Below are 17,278 nucleotides of genomic sequence, written 5' to 3' on the forward strand. Positions count from 1 at the left end.
CCCCGGCGGTGGCCTCATGGTTCGAGACGCGGCTTGCGCGCTCCTCAGCATGAGGGGCGGAAACGGGGAGTCTTGACCATGAACCACATCGATCTCGCCCATCGCAGCGCCGTCGTCACCGGTGGCGCGCAAGGATTCGGTCGCGCGATCACCGAGCGCTTCAAGGCGTCCGGCGCCAAGGTCGCGATCTGGGACCATGATATCGCGCTGGCGGAGAAGACAGCTAAGGAGATCGGCCCCGAGGTGCTGGCACAGCAGGTCGACGTCACTGATCCAGCAGCGGTGGAGAAGGCCCGCGACGCCACGCTGGCCGCGTTCGGCACCATCGACATCCTGGTCAACAATGCCGGCATCGCCGGGGTCAACAAGACGGTGTGGGAGACCGACCTCGACGAATGGCGCAAAGTGCTGCGCATCAATCTCGACGGCCCCTTCATCTGCGCCAAGGCGATCGTGCCGGTCATGCTGAAGCAGGGCTATGGCCGCATCGTCAACATCGCCTCGATCGCCGGCAAGGAAGGCAACCCGAACGCCGCGCATTATTCGGCCTCGAAAGCGGGCCTGATCGCGCTGACCAAGTCGCTCGGCAAGGAGCTGGCGCAGCAGAACATCACGGTGAACGCGGTGACGCCGGCCGCGGCGAAGACGGCGATCTTCGACCAGATGACGGAAGCGCATATCAATTTCATGCTGTCGAAGATTCCGAAGGGCCGGTTCGTCCTGGTCGAAGAGCTCGCCGCGCTGGTGGCATGGCTCGCCTCGGACGAGTGCTCGTTCTCGACCGGCGCCGTGTTCGACATTTCCGGCGGGCGGGCGACTTACTAGAGCTACGGGCATGATCCGGAACCCCAGGAAGAGGCCTTCCGAAGATCATGATCCGAAGGCTCACTCGCCGCAGCCGTGCTGCGGCCGGCGCGGCCGTCCAGGGGATTGGTGTAAGAGGATGCTCTCACGATGATCCATCACGGCGGCTGCCTCTGCGGCGCGGTGCGCTTTGCCTGCGAGGGCGAGCCGATCAATGTGCGCGTCTGCCACTGCCGCAACTGCCAGAAGGCGATGGGGTCGCCCTTCTTCGCCCGCGCGCTGTTTGCCCATGATGCGCTGACGATCCAGGGTGAGGCCGCGCGCTTCCCGTCCTCTGACGCGCTCGACCGGATGTTCTGCCCGCGTTGCGGCACCCGGCTGTTCTCCTGGCGCAACACCCGCCCGGTGGTCGGGGTCGCGCTGGCCTGCTTCGACGATCCCAATGTCTTCACGCCCACGGAGCACATCTGGGTATCGGCCAAGATCGGCTGGGTCTCGCTCAATGACGGCCTGCCGCAATTTCCGGAAAATCCTGCGTAGCATCGGGGAACCGCAATCCCTATCTAAGGGGAAATCCGCTCCGGAACCCTCTCGTTGAACATCTCCCTCTACGGCGTCTCCGTCTGGATCCTGCCGATCATCGTCGCCATCACCTTTCATGAGGCCGCCCACGCCTTCGTGGCATGGCGCTTCGGCGACGAAACCGCGTTGCGACAAGGTCGCGTCAGCTTCAACCCGCTAAAGCACATCGATCCGTTCGGGACGATTCTGCTGCCGGGGATGCTGCTGCTTTCCGGCTCGCCCTTCCTGTTTGGCTACGCCAAGCCGGTGCCGGTCAATTTCCGCCACCTGCAGCCGCTGCGCGCCGGCATGGTCATGGTCGCACTGGCCGGTCCGGCGACCAATATCGCGCTGGCGCTGGCCGCGGCGCTGGCATTCCACCTGCTGCCGCTGGTCCCGGCGGCCGGCGCGCAATGGGTTGCCCATAATCTGCTCAATGCCTTTTCATTCAACATTCTGCTTGCCGTGTTCAATATGCTCCCGATACCGCCGCTCGATGGCGGTCGGGTGGCGGTCGGCCTGCTGCCAGCGGTGCTGGCGCGGCCGTTTGCCCGTCTGGAGCCGTATGGCATGCTGATTCTGATCGGTTTCCTGATCCTGCTGCCGCTCGCGGGCTCCCAGTTCGGTCTTAATCTTGATCTTGTGTCAGGGCTGCTCCGCGCCACGACCGATTCTCTCAAGCAGCTGCTTCTGTTATTGACGGGTAATGCATAAGTCTCCGCATCAGGGATGGTAAACGAGCTCCGAGGCAATCTTGGTCAAAGCCGCTGACATGATGATTGCGCGCCGTGCCGACACGCGCGCCCGCGCCGATTTCGCGACCTGGAAGATGATCGCAAAGCTGAACGGCGCCTCCGGCCTGCCGCCGGCTGCGCAGGAATTCCTGGCGAGCTACAAGACTCGCCTCAACGAGATGTCGGAGCACGAGGCGACCGAGGCCACCATCCGCGAGATGTACAAGGCCTATTATGCCGAGATGGGCGGCGGCGGCGCGCCGCCGGAGGTGAAACCGGTCAAGGCCGAGCCCGTCACCGACAACGTGACCGCGTTCCGCAGGCTCCCGCCCAAGCCAAAGGCGACGCAGACCGGTCGGTCCACGCCGCGAAAGATGCCGGTGGCGCTGATCTTCGTCGCGCTTTGCGTCCTGTTTGTCGGGATCAAACTGTACTGGCCGTAGCAGCCGGCCAAGCCGACCAGCTCATTCAAGCCGGCCAGCTCATTTCGGCGGGTTGAATTTCACCGGCAAAGTGAACGGAAACTCGTCGTCGGTCAGTGAGGCCGGCGGACGCGGCAGGGGGTCGGAGCGACGAACCATCGCGATGGCCGCCTGATCGAACTCGGGATCCCCGGACGATTCCTTTACATCGACGGTCACGACGTGACCCTGCCGATTGAGCAAGACCGAGAGCTTGAGCTGCGCCGCGCTCTTTTTCCCGGCCGGATACTTCTTGTGCAGCTCGAAATAGGCGCTGATCTTGCGGCCCCAATTGGCCGTGAGCCTGTCGCGATCCTTGCCGATCCCGACATTGGGGGCCTTCGTCTTCTCGGCTTCCGGCGCCTTGTCGTCCAGGGCCCTGCGCGCGCTCTCCTGCGAGGCTTCCTGCGCCTCCGACGCTTCCGTCTGGATCGTCGCGACCTTCTGCTCCTCGGTCGGCTTCTTCACATCGGAGGTGGTGACCTGGCGATCGGCTTCTTCGGTCGTGGTCGGCACAGCCTTCTGCAGGTCGGTCTGCTCGACCTCGGACTTTTGCTCCTGGAGTTGAGGAGCAGCCGCCTGTTCCGGCGCATCCTGTCCGACCGGCACCTCGTCATTTTCGACCTTCGGCGAGCCGATGTCGATGTCGATGACCTCCGCGCCCGCCGCGCCGAGGCCGCCCACATCCTCGTCGTCCTTGAAACTGGTCAGCGCCAGCGCGGCGCCCCCCAGATGCAGCGCCACGGCGGCAACAGCCGCCAGCATCCACATTCGGTGCGAGTTGGAATGTCCAGTGTCGAGGTCGCTCATCGCAAACGCCGCCGTCAGGGCTGGGTCGCGGGCGGCAGGCCCGCCGCGGCCGGTGGCGCTTCCAAGGCCACCAGCTTGATCTTGGTGTAGCCGCCGGCCCGCAGCAGCTCCAGCACCCCCATCAGCTCGCCATAGGGCACCTGCTTGTCGGCGCGCAGGAAGATCGCACGGTCCTTGCTCGCGTCCGGCATGGCATCGAGCTCACGCACGAGATCGACCCGCTTGACGAGATTTTCTCCGATCGCAAGGCCGAGATCCGGCTTGATCGACACATAAGTCGGTTTGTCCGGCTTCTTCTGCGGCTGTGCGCTCGACGACGGCAGGTCGATCGGCAGGTCGACGGTCGACAGCGGCGCCGCCACCATGAAGATGATGAGCAGCACCAGGATGACATCGATGAACGGCGTCACGTTGATGTCGTGGGTCTCGTCGAAATCGTCGTCGAGATCGCCTTCGGAGAGCGAGACGGCCATCGCCTGCTACTCCGCCGCGCGCGCGTGGACGCTGATGTGGCTGCGATCGAGATCGCGGGAGTCGCGATCGAGATCGCGGGACAAAAGCCGCCCGGCAGCACCCGAAGCACGACTGACCAGCTCGAGATAGCCCTTCGTGACGCGCGAAAAGTGATTGTAGATGATGACGGCGGGAATCGCGGCGGCAAGGCCGATCGCGGTCGCCAGCAGCGCCTCGGCAATGCCCGGCGCGACCACCGCGAGGTTGGTGGTCTGCGATTTGGAAATGCCGATGAAACTGTTCATGATGCCCCAGACGGTGCCGAACAGACCGACGAAGGGCGAGATCGCACCGACGGTCGCGAGCAGCCCCATGCCGGTGCGCACACGCCGCCCCTCGGCGCGGACGATCTCGGCGAAGCTGGAGGCCGCCCGCTCCTTGATGCCCTCGTCGCTGCCGAGCCCGGCCGACAGCCGCGCCTCGGTCAGCGCCGCCTGAAGCAGCACCGCGGCGACGTTCCTGCCATTGCCAAGCGCAAGCTGCGCCTCGGCCAGCGACTTCGCCGCCGTGAGCTTGCGCAGGGCGCCGCCGAGCTTGCGGCGCAGGACGGAGAATTCGATGCTTTTCGCGATCAGGATGGTCCAGCTCGCGACCGACGCCAGCGCCAGCGCGATCATGACCGCTTTGACGACAATGTCGGCCTTGAGGAACATGCCCCAGGGCGACAACTCGTCGAGACCGGTGGCAACCGCCTTACCACCCCGCGCGCCCTCGCCGGTCGCCGGCGTGGCGGACGGCGCCGTGGCCGCCTGCAACGCGGCCGGCTGTGGCGCGGCCGGCGCCTGGACAGACACATCGGTCGATGCCGCCGGGGCCTGGGTGACCTGCTGGGCGCCCGCGGGCGCCACGGCTGACACAGTCAGAAATGACAGGACGATTGCAAACCTAACGAGGAACGATGTCATCATATCTTGATATCTCGGCCCGCTAAACCTCGGCCCATTGCCGGATCAGATTGTGGTAGATGCCGGTGAGCTTGACCGCATCGGGATCGTCCCTCCCGAGGCGTTCCGTCAAACTCTGGATCGCCGTGTCCAGATCGAAGATCATGCTCCGGACGTGGGCATCCCGTATCATGCTCTGCATCCAGAAAAAAGAGGCGACCCGGGCGCCGCGCGTCACCGGCGTGACCATGTGAAGGCTCGATGACGGATACAGCACCGCGTGCCCGGCCGGCAACTTGACTTCGTGCGAGCCGTAAGTGTCCTCGATCACGAGTTCGCCACCGTCATAGGTGTCGGGCTCGGCCAGGAACAAGGTCATTGACAGGTCGGTGCGGATGCGCAGCCCCGTCAACGGATCGCCGCGCACGGCATTGTCGACATGGATGCCGAAATGGTCGCCACGCGAGGCCGTATAGCGATTGAACAAGGGCGGAAAGATCTGCAGCGGGACCGCCGCCGAGAGGAAGCGCGGATTCCTGGTCAGCGCCGTGATGATGCGCTGGCCCAGCATCCGCGCCGCCTCGCCGTCGGGCGGCAACTGCTCGTTGCGCTTGACCATGGCCGATTGCGCCCCGGCCGTCGACCGGCCGTCCTCCCACTCCGCCGCATCCATGATGCGGCGGAACTCGGCGACCTCGTCCTTGGACAGAACGTCGGGGATGCAGATCAACATGATCAGAACTTCGCAGTCGTGATGATGTAGAAGGCGCGGCCCGGCGCGACGGCGACGAACGGCACCGCGCTCCGATACAGCGTGTCGTAATACAGCTTGTTGGTCAGGTTCTGCGCGTAGAGCTTCATCGTCCAGTTCTTGTCGATCTGCTTCTCGACGAAGGCGTCGAAGCGCCAGTAGCTCGGCAGCTCGTTGCCAGTGTTGGCCGCGAAGGTGCCGCCATAGACCTTGGAGCGGTAGACCGCCTGGCCGCCGATCTCCCAGCCGCTGTCGAGCTTGTATTTCGATAGCATGCTGAAGGACTGGTGCGCGATGTTGGCGAGTTGCAGGCCGATATTCGAGGCGACGCCGCTCTGCGTGACCTTCGACTGCATCAGCACCAGGCCGCCGAAGATGCTCCAGCGATCGGTAAGCTTGCCTTCCGCCTCGATGTCGATGCCCTGGATACGGTAGGCCGCGCCCGAGGTGAGCAGGCCGTTGACGGTCTCGCGGGCATTGTCCTTGGTGGTCTGGAACAGCGCCGCCGAGACCAGCAGATGACGATCGACGAGCTCCCATTTGGTGCCGAGCTCGGCCGCCTTGTTGCGCTCCGGCCCGAGCAGGATCGCGGTATTGGCCGGCACACCGCCATAATCGGTGCCGGTGGCGTCGAGCTCGGAGCCGAACGGATTGGCCGAGGTCGCATAGGCCGCATAGAGGCTACCGATCGGCATCGGCTTATACACCAGGCCGACATTGTAGTTGACCAGGTCAGCATTCATCTTGAGGTATTTTGGCGAATTGGTCGACGAGCTCATATTGTAGCCGTCATAGCGCACGCCGCCGTTCAGGATGAGCGTGTCCCGCCAGTTCGCCGTGTCCATCACATAGACACTGTTGGTGTTGACCCCGTAGCGGGTGGGATTGCCGACCAGCGAAGGCGTGATGCTGAACGGGATGTTCGTGTATTGCGGCGAGTAGACGTTGACGCCGGTGACTGCGCCCGTGCTGGTCGAGCCGCCACCGAACAATTCGGACGACAGGCCGGTATAGCGATCGATCGAGATATTCTCGTTGGAGAACTCGGTGCCGAGCACCGCGGTGTGCTTGATACCGCCGGTATCGAGCTTGAACGTCGCGTCGTTCTGGTTGGCCCAGACGTCGACGGTCTGATAGCGACTCTGCGCGCTCGCCGTGGTCGTCCAGAGCAACGGATTCGCGCTGGTCGTGTTCGGGTTCTGTGGCAGCGTGCCGATATAGTTGAGCAGCGAGTGCTCGCCACGGATCTTGCTGCTCAGGGTGATGGCGTCGTTGACCTTGTATTCAACTGTGCCGGTGCCGAAATCCTGCCGTGCCGTCTGGAAGTCGCGGTTGAGGAAGCCGTACCAGGTGCCGCGCGGAATGCCGGCCGAGGTCACCGGCACATTGCCCTGCTTGTAATAGGGCACGCCGAAATCGGGATAGCCGGAAAGATCGGTGTGGACGTAGTTCGTCGTGATCTTGAGATCGTCGATCGGGGTCCATTTGGTCGAGAGGAAGGCGCCCCAGCGATCGTCGGTGACGTAGTTGCGGCCCGCGACGTTGGAGTCCTGGAACAGGCCGCCGGTGCGTACCGAGAAGGTCGGCGAGATCGTCTGGTTGACGTCGAGCGTCACGCGCTTCTGCTGGTCGGTGCCGAACTCGGTGTCCATCCGCTTGAAGTTGGTGTCGCCGGCCTGCTTGGTGACGATGTTGATCGCGCCGCCGGCTGTGCCGCGCCCCGCGTATGACGAGGCCGGGCCGCGCAGGATCTCGATCTGCTCGGTGAAGAAGTTCTCGCGAATCGACACCGCGGGATCGCGGATGCCGTCGATGAAGACGTCGTTGCGGGCATCGAAGCCGCGGATGAAGAAGCGGTCGCCGAACGCGTTGCCGCCCTCGCCCGAGCCCAGCGTGACGCCGGCGGTGGAGCGGCCGATCTCCTTCAGCGCGGTGACGTGCTTGTCCTGCAGCACTTCCTTGCTCATCACCGTGATGGTCTTCGGCGTGTTGAGGAGCGGTTCGGGAAACTTGCCCGACGCCTGGACGCGGTTGACCTTGTAGGGCTCAGCCGCGTCCGCATAGGGGTTGGCATCGGGCGCGGCGAGCCCGCCGGCGTTCGGGAACGCCACGGCCGCCTGCTGCGCGCCCTGCTGACGCGCCGCGCGGCGCAGGGCATTGCGCGCGCGAACCTGCTCGGCGGTCGGCTTGGAGGCGGTCGGCTTGGCGCGCGCGATCGGCGCATCGACGTTGACTGGCGGCAGATCGGATGCGGGCTGCGCCTCGGCCGACGACACCGACGCCACCGCCATCAACCCAGCAACGGCCGATACTCTGGTGATGAACGGCCCCTCTCCCCGTCCGTCAATGAACTTCATCGCTGCGCCCGCCCGCAGCGAACGCGGTGCTCTCACCTGTCCCATATTGTTTTCACGCGCCCCAAATTTCTTCATTCACATCGCGAACGCGGATCATTCGCGTTGCGACAATGTGTCGTTGGTATCGGGCGCGTTTCAGAGGGTCAATTTGAGGAGCCCTAATCTGGCCTTGAATAGTTCCAGATCAAAACAATTCTAAAAAGCCAAACTAACAACAGGACGGAACTTGAAATCGTTCTAAAACAGCGCAAGGAGACTCGCGCTGTCAGGAGATCTCTGATCCTGCATGTCCGCGCATCAGGTCGCAGGTCCCGCCGATTCGTCGCTGCTCGGCGGCTTCATCAGCGAGAACAGCTCGTCGACGGTCTGCACCGCGATCTCGCGCACGCGCTCGGAATCATCGATGCCCGCGATCCGCACGCCCTTGACGACGGCCCTGATCTCGTCGCGAAAATCGGTGAGAAAACGCAGGGGATCGCGCTGCTCGTTGGCAACCCGCGCGATCAGCCCCGTGACCAGGATCTGGCACGCGAGCATCTTCCCGTTCAACTCTTCCATCGTCAGCTCCACATCCGGTTGTCGTTGCATGGTGCATCGTCGGATGTCCGGACGACGCAAGCCCTGCTCTGGTTGAAATCTGTCCCGACGGCGCCGCGACGGCCGCCGGAGTGTTCCGCTTCTAATCAGCTCCCATCGGGCGGGACAAGACGGCGATAATAGGTCGGAGGCGCGCAAGGGCGACGGCAGACACCGCACGAGACGGGCGGCCGGGTGCGGATCTACGACGCCGGGCATCCGTCGGGGATCAGCGATCGCATCGTCGCAGCCAGTTTGGCCCGAGCGGAGGAGCGCGAGGCCGGTCGGATGCCGGCGCCTCATCGCAGGCCAAAGCGCGCTTCGCACACAGGATGTTGTTGCGGCACGCGGCAACTCAAGATCGGGACGGCCGGCGCAGCTCAGCTATTTGGCGGCGGCTCCCGCGCCGATGTCCGAGAGCAATTTGATCCGCTCCTTGAGCTCTCGCAACGTGGCGAGGCTGGTCGCGACGGCCTCGTCGGGGATGCCGTGCAGCACGTCAGCCGCAATGGAATCGCGCAAACCGTCGAGATCGTCGACGAGCTTGCGGCCGGCGGCGGTCAGATAGACGCGATTCGCACGCCGATCCTTGGGATCGTGCCGCCGTTCCAGAAGCCCCTGCTCGACCAGACGGTCCAACAGGCGCACCAGCGAAATCGGCTGCAGCTCCAGCACATCCGCAAGATCGACCTGAGACAGCCCCTCTTGCGCGCGCAGCCGGAACAGCACCACCCATTGTGCGCGCGTCGTGCCGCGCTGCTTGGCACGATGATCAATATAGTTGCGCAGAATGCGCGAGCTTTCGACGAGCTGCGTAACGAGCTGACGTCTTTCGTCGAGCGGCATGGCCGTGCGGTCCTCGGGGTCCCTCGAAAGCTTGCGAATTGTTTAGGTTTCTCCACGCCCTCGTGTGTTTACACATTAAGTGCGTGCATACTATATCTGGGCCGCTGGGATTGGTTTTAAAGACCGGTTATCATGTTCATCTCAGCATACGGGCCAGCATGAAGACATCACGAACCATCGTCTGGATCCTGCTGGTCGCGGCCGTCGGCGGCGCCGGCTATTATGGCTGGCAACGCTATCAGGATGCCGAGTCGGCGAAGAAGACATCGGCGCAGAAATCGGCGCGACCGCCGGCCGTTCGGGTATCGACCGCGCCGGTCGAGAAGATCGATTTTCCAGTGTTCCTGACCGGCCTCGGCACCGTGCAGGGTTTCAATACCGTCCAGGTCCGCACCCGCGTCGACGGCCAGATCGACAAGATCGGGTTCACCGAGGGCCAGCTCGTCAAGGAAGGCGACTTGCTGGTCGAGATCGATCCGCGGCCGTTCCAGGCTGCATTGGACCAGGCCAAGGCCAAGCGGGCCCAGGACGAGGCCAATCTCAACAACGCCAATCTCGATCTGCAGCGCTACACCAAGCTCGGCGAGTTCGCGACGCGGCAGCAGACCGATACCCAGCGCGCCACCGTGGCGCAGCTCACCGCCCAGATCTCGGCTGACGAAGCTGCGATCGCCAATGCCCAGACCCAGCTCAGCTACACCCAGGTCAAGGCGCCTATCTCCGGCGTCGCCGGCCTGCGCCAGGTCGATATCGGCAACATCGTCAACGCCTCGAGCCAAACCGGCATCGTCTCGATCGCGCAGATCGAGCCGATTGCAGTGATCTTTACCGCGCCCGAAGGGGAGCTGCCCTACATCAACGAGGCGCAGAAGATCGCGCCCTTGAAGGTGATCGCGTTCACCACCGACGGCAAGAAGCAGCTCGCCGAGGGCAAGCTGATGGTCGTGAACAACCAGGTCGACACGTCAAGTGGAACGATCCGGCTCAAAGCGGTGTTCGACAACAAGGACCACGCGCTGTGGCCGGGTCAATCAGTGTCCACGCGACTGCTGGTGCGGACGCTCAAGGATGCGACGGTGGTCCCCGATGACGCGGTCCAGCATTCCACTAGCGGGCTGTATTCGTACACGGTGAGCCCGGACAACAAGGCCGAGCTGCGCAAGGTGAAGGTCGGCGCGTCGATCGATGGTCGCACGGTCATCGAGGAGGGGCTGAACCCCGGCCAGCAGGTGATCACCGGCGGTCAGTTCAAAGTGCAGCCAGGCTCGGTCGTGACCACTGCGGTGGCCAGCTCGGAGCAGGCACCAGCTAAGGTCCGGCAGGAATGAACGGCGGCGGCATTTCGGCACCCTTCATCAAATACCCCATCGGCACCTCGCTGCTGATGGCGGGCATCCTGTTCATTGGACTCGTCGCCTATCCGCTGCTGCCGGTCGCGCCGCTGCCGCAGGTTGACTTCCCGACCATCCAGGTCACCGCCAATTTGCCGGGCGGCAGCCCCGAGACCATGGCGACCTCGGTCGCCCAGCCGCTGGAGCGGCAGTTCGCGCAGATCCCCGGCATCGCCCAGATGACCTCGACCAGCTACCTGGGCACCGCTGCGATCACGATCCAGTTCGACCTCAACCGCAACATCGACGGCGCCGCCAACGACGTCCAGGGCGCGATCAACGCCGCCTCAGGCCAGTTGCCGAAGAACCTGCCGTCGCCACCGACCTATCGCAAGGTCAATCCGGCGGACTCCCCGATCCTGCTCTTGTCGGCGACCTCGGAGACGCTGCCGCTGACCACCGTCAGCGATGCGGTCGACGCCGGCCTCGCCCAGCAGATCAGCCAGATCTCGGGTGTCGCCCAGGTCATCATCGGCGGTCAGCAGAAGCCGTCGATCCGCATCCAGATCGACCCGGCCAAGCTGGTCGCCAAGGGCCTGTCGCTCGAGGACGTGCGCAGCCAGATCGCGATCACCACGGTGGACGCCCCCAAGGGCAATATCGACGGGGAGCGGCGCGCCTACACCATCTACGCCAACGACCAGTTGACCGACTCGAAGGACTGGAACGACGTCATCATCGCCTACCGCAATGGCGGCCCGCTGCGGATCCGCGACATCGGACAGGCAGTGTCCGCGGCCGAGGACGCCAAGCAGGCGGCCTGGGCCAACGGCCAGCGCGGCGTGTTCCTGGTGATCTTCAAGCAGCCCGGTGCCAACGTCATCGAGACCGTCGACCGCATCAAGGGGCTGCTGCCGCGGCTGGTCGCGGCGATCCCGCCGGCGATCAAGATCGACGTCATCTCCGACCGCACCACCACGATCCGCGCAGCAGTCGAGGACGTCCAGTTCACCCTGATCCTGACCATCTTCCTGGTCGTGATGGTGATCTTCATCTTCCTGCGCAGCTTCTGGGCCACCGTGATCCCGACCATCACGGTGCCGCTGGCGCTGCTCGGCGCCTGCGCCATGATGTGGGGGGTCGGCTATACCCTCGATAACCTGTCGCTGATGGCGCTGACCATTGCGGTGGGCTTCGTGGTCGACGACGCCATCGTCATGCTCGAGAACATCTCGCGCTATGTCGAGGAGGGCGAGACGCCGATGGCCGCCGCCTACAAGGGCGCCAAGGAGATCGGCTTCACCATCGTCTCGATCTCGATCTCGCTGGTCGCGGTGCTGATCCCGCTGCTGCTGATGGGCGGCATCATCGGCCGCCTGTTCCGCGAATTCGCGGTCGTGCTGGCCATGACCATCTTCGTCTCGATGTTCGTATCGCTGACGCTCACGCCGATGATGGCCTCGCGCTTCCTGCGCAACGAGCACGCCACGCAGCACGGCAAGTTCTATCAATGGAGCGAGGCCGCGTTCGACGCGATGCTGCGCGCCTATGAGAAGGGCCTCGACCTGGCGCTGCGCTGGCGCTTTGCGACCTTGATGGTGTTCTTCGCCACGCTCGGGCTCTCGGTGTATCTGTTCATCCTGATCCCGAAGGGCTTCTTCCCGCAGCAGGACGTCGGCCTGATCACCGCCACCTCGGAAGCCTCGCAGGACATCTCGTTCAAGGCGATGCAGTCGCGCCAGGAGGCGCTCGCCAAGATCGTGATGGCCGATCATGACGTCGCCAGCCTCGCGATGAACATCGGCGGTTCCGGCCGCGCCGGCAACAATGGCAACATGTTCATCACCCTGAAGCCGCGCGAGGAGCGCGACGCGACGGCCCAGCAGATCATCGCCCGCCTCCGGCCGCAGCTCGAGAAGGTCGAGGGCGCGCGGCTCTATATGCAGGCGGCACAGGACATCCGGCTCGGCGGCCGGCCGTCCCGTACCCAATTCGAGTTCACCTTGCAGGACCCGAACCTCGCTGAGCTCAACGAATGGGCGCCGAAAATCCTGGAGAAGATGCGCTCGCTGCCGCAACTGCGCGACGTCGCCACCGACCAGCAGGCCGACGGCACCACCGTGCAGCTCGCGATCAACCGCGACACCGCCTCGCGCTACGGCATCACGCCGCAGCTGATCGACGATACGCTCTATGATGCGTTTGGGCAGCGTCAGGTGGCGCAGTACTTCACCCAGCTCAACTCCTACCGCGTGATCCTGGAGATCCTGCCGGAGCTGCAGGGCAATCTCGATACGCTGAACAAGCTGTATGTGAAATCGCCGACCACCGGCGACCAGGTGCCGCTCTCGACCTTCGCCAGCTGGACCACCGCGCCGGTCAGGCCGCTGTCGATCAGCCATCAGGGCCAGTTCCCGTCGATCACGATCAGCTTCAATCTCGCCCAGGGCGTGGCGCTTGGCCAGGCGACCGACGCGGTGCAGCGCGCGATGGTCGAGCTCGGCGCGCCCTCGACGTTGAACTCGAGCTTCCAGGGCACCGCGCAGGCCTTCCAGCAGTCGCTGTCGACCGTGCCGCTTCTGATCCTCGCGGCGCTCGTCGTCGTCTATCTGATCCTCGGCATCCTCTACGAGAGCTACATCCATCCGATCACGATCCTGTCGACCCTGCCCTCGGCCGGCGTCGGCGCGCTCGCGATCCTGATGGCGTTCGGCTACGATTTCAGCCTGATCGCCCTGATCGGCGTCATTCTGCTGATCGGCATCGTGAAGAAGAACGGCATCATGATGGTCGACTTCGCGATCGCCGCCGAGCGCGACCAGCATCTGCCGCCAGAGCAGTCGATCCGCCAGGCCGCCCTGCTCCGCTTCCGTCCGATCATGATGACGACGATGGCCGCGCTGCTCGGCGGCGTGCCCCTGATGCTCGGTAACGGCACCGGCTCGGAGATCCGGCAGCCGCTCGGCTATGCGATGGTCGGCGGCCTGATCGTCAGCCAGATGCTGACCCTGTTCACGACGCCGGTCGTCTATCTGTATCTCGACAAGGTCAACAACGCCTTCGCCCGCTGGGGCCGCACGCATATCGACCACGAGCCGGATGCCGCGGCGGCCGGCCCGGTCAAGGAAGCGGCGGAATAATCCGCCGCTTCGGTCAGGGCCTATTGCCGCGCCATCTCGGCCCGCCCCACGCCGTCACCATCCAGGCTCTGATCGTTCTGCATCGTGACCGACACATGCGACAGCCGCCCGGAGAACGCGAACGGTGCCGTGTAGTCTGACACAGGGCTGCCGCGGTCATGGCCGATGTCGAGCCCCGACCACGAGATCAGCGTGTGAAAGGCGAGTTGCGTCGTCAGCGCCCCGACCTCTTCGCCATCGATCAGCAACGTGTATTGGCTGAAGCCGGTGCGCGCGCCCTTGGCCGGCTCGGTCTGGCGCCTGAGACGCTCGACCCGCAGGCCGAGGCGATGCGCTCCCGCCGGCACCGCGTGAGTCGACCTGATGATCTCGTGGCGGCCGCCGATGTTGAGATCGTGCACGAGATGGCCGTCCTTGACGTAGAGGCTGTAGCCCGATGTGGCGTCGCCATGCGCGATCAGGACGCCCTCGGCGCCCTCCGGCCCGATCTCGACATGGGCCTCGATCAGATAGTCGCGGCTGCGCACGTCGGGCGCGACGTCGGTCGGCACATGGCCCATGCCGGCGTGGAACACGAAGTGCGTGCGCGCGCCGTGGAAGCGTGCGGCGTTCTCGGCGAAACGCGGGCCGAAGCGGTCATCGAGCGGCAGCACCTGATGCGCCTCCGCCTGCTCCCACCACAGTCTGACCAGCGCCGCGAGCCGCTCCGGCTCGGCGGCGGCGAGATCATGCGTCTCGGAGAAATCCTCGGCGAGGTGAAACAGCTCCCATTTGTCGCTGTCGAACGGCGTGCCCGTGGGGTGAAAGGCGACCGCCTTCCAGCCGTCATGCCAGAGGCCGCGATGGCCGAACATCTCGAAATATTGCGGCACCGGCTTCGATGGCGCCGTCGCGTCCGCGATCGAAGCCGCGAAGCTGACGCCTTCGAGCGGCATCTGCGGCACGCCCGCGATCTTGGCCGGCGCCGCGATGCCGATCAGGTCGAGCAAGGTCGGCACCAGGTCGCAGGCATGGACGAATTGGTGGCGCAACTCGCCGCGCGCTGCGATGCGTTGTGGCCATGACAGGATGAAGGGATCGCGGATGCCGCCGCCATGGGTGTTCTGCTTGTAGCGCCGAAGCGGCGTGTTGGACGCCATCGCCCAGCCATGCGGGAAATTCGAATGGGTGTCGGGGCCGCCGATGTCGTCGATACGGGCGAGTTTCTCGGCGATCGGCTCCGGCTTGAAGTTGAACGGCCCCATCGCGTTGACGAAGCCGAGCGGCCCGCCCTCCTGGCTGGCGCCATTGTCGGACATCACGATCACCAGCGTGTTGTCGCGCTGGCCGGTCCTGTCGAGGAACGCCAGCAACCGCGCCAGATGCAGGTCGGCATGATCGAGCATGCCGGCAAAGGCCGATTGCAGCCGGGTGAACACGCGCCGCTCCTCGTCCGAATGCGCCTCCCAAGCCTTCACACCGTCATTGCGCGGCGGCAGGTCCGTCGTCTCCGGCACCAGCCCCATCGCCTTCTGCCGCGCCAGGCGCTGCGCGCGCTCGGCGTCCCAGCCATGCGCGAAAACGGCATCGTAGCTCTCGATGATGTCGCGCGGTGCCTGGTGCGGCGCGTGGCAGGCGCCGAGCGCGAGCCAGGTCAGCCACGGCAGGTCAGGCCGATTCGGCGGTGTGGTCGGCAATGAAGCGAATGGCCTGGTCGATGAGGTCGGCGGTCAGATGATAGCCGTCGGCCAAGCTGCCGGGCGGCGAGATATGCGTGTTGTCGAGCACGAGCTCCGGCGCATATTGATCGGTCTCGGCATCGAGAAAGCCGTAGAAGCGGTCGAAGCCCCGGCCGAGCGGCCAGCCGTCGAACGGCCCGGTCGCGCCGCTCTCGGTCAACGGCGTCACATGCCACTTGCCGACCATGTAGTTGCGATAGGCGTGCGCACGCAGCATCTCGGCGATGGTCCCCGCCTCGCGCGCGATCTTGCCGCGATAGCCGGGATACCCAGAGTCGAAATTGGCAAGGCAGCCGACGCCGACCGAATGATGATTGCGGCCGGTCAGGAGCGCCGCGCGCGTCGTCGAGCACATCGCCGTGGTGTGGAAGCCGGAATAGCGCAGCCCCTGCGCGGCCAGCGCGTCGATCGCAGGGGTGCGGATCGGCGAGCCGTAGCAGCCGAAATCGGAGAAGCCGACGTCGTCGAACAGCACCACCAGGATGTTCGGCGCGCCCGCCGGGGGCTGCGGCGGCGCGGGCCACCAGGGTTTGGAGCTCGCGACGGTTCTGCCGATGGCGCCGGCAAATGCGGCCTCACTCATGCCACGTCCTCCCTCGCCCGCATCCGGCCGCAGCACGTCGCGGGCTGTGTTTCAGGTTTTCATCGGTCGGCAACGCCCGCACCGAGCAGCACGGACGCGCTTGCCTCGGATGATAACCATGATTATCATTTTTATTCCAGATGGAGAGAGGGGCATGCCCCGCCGCACCGCCCAGATCGAGCTGCCCGGCGTCACGCCGTCGCGGCAGCAGCGTAGCCGCGAGACGACGCAGGCCCTGCTCGCGGCCGGCGCGGAGCTGTTGTGCAGCCGAACCCTGGCAGAGCTGTCGATCAGCGAGCTCTGCACTGACATCGGCGCCACAGTCGGCGCCTTCTACAGCCGGTTCGACAGCAAGGAGGCCTATTTCAACGCCCTGCTCGCGCTCACCCTGCGCGACGGACGGGAGCAGTTGCTGAAGCTGCCGCCGGCCGCCCCCGTGCCCGGCGGAGCGGAGGACCAATGCCTGATCCTGGTCCGCGGCATCGTGGTGTGGATGCGCCGGCACAAGGGCGTGCTGCGGGCCGCCCTGATGCGCAGCGAGAGCGGCGCCAACAACTGGTCCGGCTTCAAGGAGCTGGCGCGGGCGCTGTCGAAGCGGGCCGCCTTGGTGCTGCTGCCCTTGCTGCATGGCGCGCGCGCCCCGGGCCGGCGCGCGGCGACGGCCCAGGAGCGGCGGACCGTCGCCTTCGGCATTCAGGTCGTGCTCGGCACCTTAGTGAATGCCATCCTCAACGACCCGGGTCCGCTGTCGATCGATGATGACGAGATCGCGGAGCGGCTCGGCACCTGCCTGCTCCTTTTGCTGGGCGCCGCCGCGCCCCGGCGCCGCTCGCGCAAGCCGCGCGGGACCGCAAGCGCTCGATAAGCGATCGGTTTCACGCGGCGCGCCCGACGTCTCCACGGCACAGGTGGCCGCCGCAGATGCCATCCTGGCCCGTTCCCGCGGAGGCACCGGCCCGCGCACCGTCAAACGCGTTGGAAATCCGTCATCCAGCGGCTTGCCAAAGCCTGAGACATGCGGGTAGAAGGACGCGTCGCCGCCGCAGCGAAGCTTCGCCGGCCGGCTCGCAGAACGGTGCCAGACAGTTCAGCAACTGCTTGAAACTCCTGGATATTCCGTTGGGGAATGGTGTAACGGTAGCACAACAGACTCTGACTCTGTTTGTCTTGGTTCGAATCCAGGTTCCCCAGCCAGCATCCACAATTCGT

Annotated in this window: 16 protein-coding genes and 1 tRNA gene; 8 read left to right on the plus strand and 9 right to left on the minus strand. The window is 65.1% G+C overall.

The genetic code is table 11. From position 1 onward, the window contains the following. Positions 1–78: 78 nt before the first annotated feature. The 4 genes from ACVIJ6_RS33125 to ACVIJ6_RS33140 all read left to right on the plus strand — a co-directional run bounded on the left by ACVIJ6_RS33125 (position 79) and on the right by ACVIJ6_RS33140 (position 2,542). On the plus strand, positions 79–825 hold the full coding sequence (locus tag ACVIJ6_RS33125) for an SDR family NAD(P)-dependent oxidoreductase (protein WP_456776155.1): 747 nt from the start codon (positions 79–81) through the stop codon (positions 823–825). A 129-nt stretch (positions 826–954) separates the two neighbouring features. Next, positions 955–1,344 (plus strand): GFA family protein, encoded by a 390-nt coding sequence (locus tag ACVIJ6_RS33130; protein ID WP_456776156.1) that lies wholly within the window; start codon positions 955–957, stop codon positions 1,342–1,344. A 54-nt stretch (positions 1,345–1,398) separates the two neighbouring features. Beyond that, positions 1,399–2,079, plus strand: a complete 681-nt coding sequence (locus ACVIJ6_RS33135; protein ID WP_456776157.1) for a site-2 protease family protein — start codon at positions 1,399–1,401, stop codon at positions 2,077–2,079. A 58-nt stretch (positions 2,080–2,137) separates the two neighbouring features. Continuing rightward, the gene (locus ACVIJ6_RS33140; RefSeq protein ID WP_456777137.1) at positions 2,138–2,542 is read left to right on the plus strand and encodes a hypothetical protein; all 405 of its coding nucleotides are present in this window, start codon (positions 2,138–2,140) and stop codon (positions 2,540–2,542) included. Between the two features lie 39 nt (positions 2,543–2,581). On the opposite strand, the gene ACVIJ6_RS33145 is transcribed toward ACVIJ6_RS33140, so the two are convergent. The 7 genes from ACVIJ6_RS33145 to ACVIJ6_RS33175 all read right to left on the minus strand — a co-directional run bounded on the left by ACVIJ6_RS33145 (position 2,582) and on the right by ACVIJ6_RS33175 (position 9,297). Next, positions 2,582–3,370: a cell envelope integrity protein TolA gene (locus ACVIJ6_RS33145; RefSeq protein ID WP_456776158.1), complete on the minus strand. Its 789-nt coding sequence runs from the start codon at positions 3,368–3,370 to the stop codon at positions 2,582–2,584. A 14-nt stretch (positions 3,371–3,384) separates the two neighbouring features. Next, a complete protein-coding gene (gene exbD, locus ACVIJ6_RS33150) occupies positions 3,385–3,843 on the minus strand; it encodes a TonB system transport protein ExbD (protein WP_456776159.1) in 459 nt (152 codons plus the stop codon). Between the two features lie 6 nt (positions 3,844–3,849). Then, positions 3,850–4,791, minus strand: a complete 942-nt coding sequence (gene exbB, locus ACVIJ6_RS33155) for a tonB-system energizer ExbB (protein ID WP_456776160.1) — start codon at positions 4,789–4,791, stop codon at positions 3,850–3,852. A 19-nt stretch (positions 4,792–4,810) separates the two neighbouring features. After that, entirely contained in the window at positions 4,811–5,500 is a 690-nt protein-coding gene (locus tag ACVIJ6_RS33160) for a Fe2+-dependent dioxygenase (protein WP_012043644.1), read from the minus strand. 2 nt (positions 5,501–5,502) lie between these two features. Next, a complete protein-coding gene (locus tag ACVIJ6_RS33165; protein WP_456776161.1) occupies positions 5,503–7,920 on the minus strand; it encodes a TonB-dependent receptor in 2,418 nt (805 codons plus the stop codon). 252 nt (positions 7,921–8,172) lie between these two features. Beyond that, complete coding sequence (locus tag ACVIJ6_RS33170; RefSeq protein ID WP_456776162.1) at positions 8,173–8,433, minus strand: hypothetical protein; 261 nt, start codon at positions 8,431–8,433, stop codon at positions 8,173–8,175. A 402-nt stretch (positions 8,434–8,835) separates the two neighbouring features. Next, on the minus strand, positions 8,836–9,297 hold the full coding sequence (locus tag ACVIJ6_RS33175; protein WP_456776163.1) for a MarR family winged helix-turn-helix transcriptional regulator: 462 nt from the start codon (positions 9,295–9,297) through the stop codon (positions 8,836–8,838). A 158-nt stretch (positions 9,298–9,455) separates the two neighbouring features. Between ACVIJ6_RS33175 and ACVIJ6_RS33180 the strand changes: the two genes are divergently transcribed. Together ACVIJ6_RS33180 and ACVIJ6_RS33185 are read left to right on the plus strand one after the other, a co-directional pair. Beyond that, positions 9,456–10,625, plus strand: coding sequence for an efflux RND transporter periplasmic adaptor subunit (locus ACVIJ6_RS33180; RefSeq protein ID WP_456776164.1), 1,170 nt, complete (start codon positions 9,456–9,458; stop codon positions 10,623–10,625). Beyond that, positions 10,622–13,768, plus strand: a complete 3,147-nt coding sequence (locus tag ACVIJ6_RS33185) for an efflux RND transporter permease subunit (RefSeq protein ID WP_456776165.1) — start codon at positions 10,622–10,624, stop codon at positions 13,766–13,768. Before ACVIJ6_RS33180 ends, ACVIJ6_RS33185 begins: the two co-directional genes overlap by 4 nt. 20 nt (positions 13,769–13,788) lie before the next feature. Here the strand turns inward: ACVIJ6_RS33185 and ACVIJ6_RS33190 are convergent, their stop codons facing one another. Further along, complete coding sequence (locus ACVIJ6_RS33190) at positions 13,789–15,444, minus strand: sulfatase-like hydrolase/transferase (RefSeq protein ID WP_456776166.1); 1,656 nt, start codon at positions 15,442–15,444, stop codon at positions 13,789–13,791. Next, on the minus strand, positions 15,416–16,069 hold the full coding sequence (locus ACVIJ6_RS33195) for a sulfatase-like hydrolase/transferase (protein WP_456776167.1): 654 nt from the start codon (positions 16,067–16,069) through the stop codon (positions 15,416–15,418). Before ACVIJ6_RS33195 ends, ACVIJ6_RS33190 begins: the two co-directional genes overlap by 29 nt. Positions 16,070–16,223: 154 nt before the next feature. Between ACVIJ6_RS33195 and ACVIJ6_RS33200 the strand changes: the two genes are divergently transcribed. Both ACVIJ6_RS33200 and ACVIJ6_RS33205 read left to right on the plus strand, forming a co-directional pair. Then, the gene (locus ACVIJ6_RS33200; RefSeq protein ID WP_456776168.1) at positions 16,224–16,934 is read left to right on the plus strand and encodes a TetR/AcrR family transcriptional regulator; all 711 of its coding nucleotides are present in this window, start codon (positions 16,224–16,226) and stop codon (positions 16,932–16,934) included. 255 nt (positions 16,935–17,189) lie between these two features. Then, positions 17,190–17,263: transfer RNA gene (locus tag ACVIJ6_RS33205), tRNA-Gln, on the plus strand. Positions 17,264–17,278 lie beyond the last annotated feature (15 nt).

This window comes from Bradyrhizobium sp. USDA 4369, assembly GCF_054056435.1.

What these genes read in the sequence shown, in the direction of transcription:
- ACVIJ6_RS33140 (WP_456777137.1), top strand. Translation starts at nt 2,138, where the DNA reads ATGATGATTGCGCGCCGTGCCGACACGCGCGCCCGCGCCGATTTCGCG.
- ACVIJ6_RS33185 (WP_456776165.1), top strand. Translation starts at nt 10,622, where the DNA reads ATGAACGGCGGCGGCATTTCGGCACCCTTCATCAAATACCCCATCGGC.
- ACVIJ6_RS33130 (WP_456776156.1), top strand. Translation starts at nt 955, where the DNA reads ATGATCCATCACGGCGGCTGCCTCTGCGGCGCGGTGCGCTTTGCCTGC.
- ACVIJ6_RS33165 (WP_456776161.1), bottom strand. Translation starts at nt 7,920, where the DNA reads ATGGGACAGGTGAGAGCACCGCGTTCGCTGCGGGCGGGCGCAGCGATG.
- ACVIJ6_RS33195 (WP_456776167.1), bottom strand. Translation starts at nt 16,069, where the DNA reads ATGAGTGAGGCCGCATTTGCCGGCGCCATCGGCAGAACCGTCGCGAGC.
- ACVIJ6_RS33175 (WP_456776163.1), bottom strand. Translation starts at nt 9,297, where the DNA reads ATGCCGCTCGACGAAAGACGTCAGCTCGTTACGCAGCTCGTCGAAAGC.
- ACVIJ6_RS33160 (WP_012043644.1), bottom strand. Translation starts at nt 5,500, where the DNA reads ATGTTGATCTGCATCCCCGACGTTCTGTCCAAGGACGAGGTCGCCGAG.
- ACVIJ6_RS33145 (WP_456776158.1), bottom strand. Translation starts at nt 3,370, where the DNA reads ATGAGCGACCTCGACACTGGACATTCCAACTCGCACCGAATGTGGATG.
- ACVIJ6_RS33200 (WP_456776168.1), top strand. Translation starts at nt 16,224, where the DNA reads ATGCCCCGCCGCACCGCCCAGATCGAGCTGCCCGGCGTCACGCCGTCG.
- exbB (WP_456776160.1), bottom strand. Translation starts at nt 4,791, where the DNA reads ATGATGACATCGTTCCTCGTTAGGTTTGCAATCGTCCTGTCATTTCTG.
- ACVIJ6_RS33180 (WP_456776164.1), top strand. Translation starts at nt 9,456, where the DNA reads ATGAAGACATCACGAACCATCGTCTGGATCCTGCTGGTCGCGGCCGTC.
- exbD (WP_456776159.1), bottom strand. Translation starts at nt 3,843, where the DNA reads ATGGCCGTCTCGCTCTCCGAAGGCGATCTCGACGACGATTTCGACGAG.
- ACVIJ6_RS33125 (WP_456776155.1), top strand. Translation starts at nt 79, where the DNA reads ATGAACCACATCGATCTCGCCCATCGCAGCGCCGTCGTCACCGGTGGC.
- ACVIJ6_RS33170 (WP_456776162.1), bottom strand. Translation starts at nt 8,433, where the DNA reads ATGGAAGAGTTGAACGGGAAGATGCTCGCGTGCCAGATCCTGGTCACG.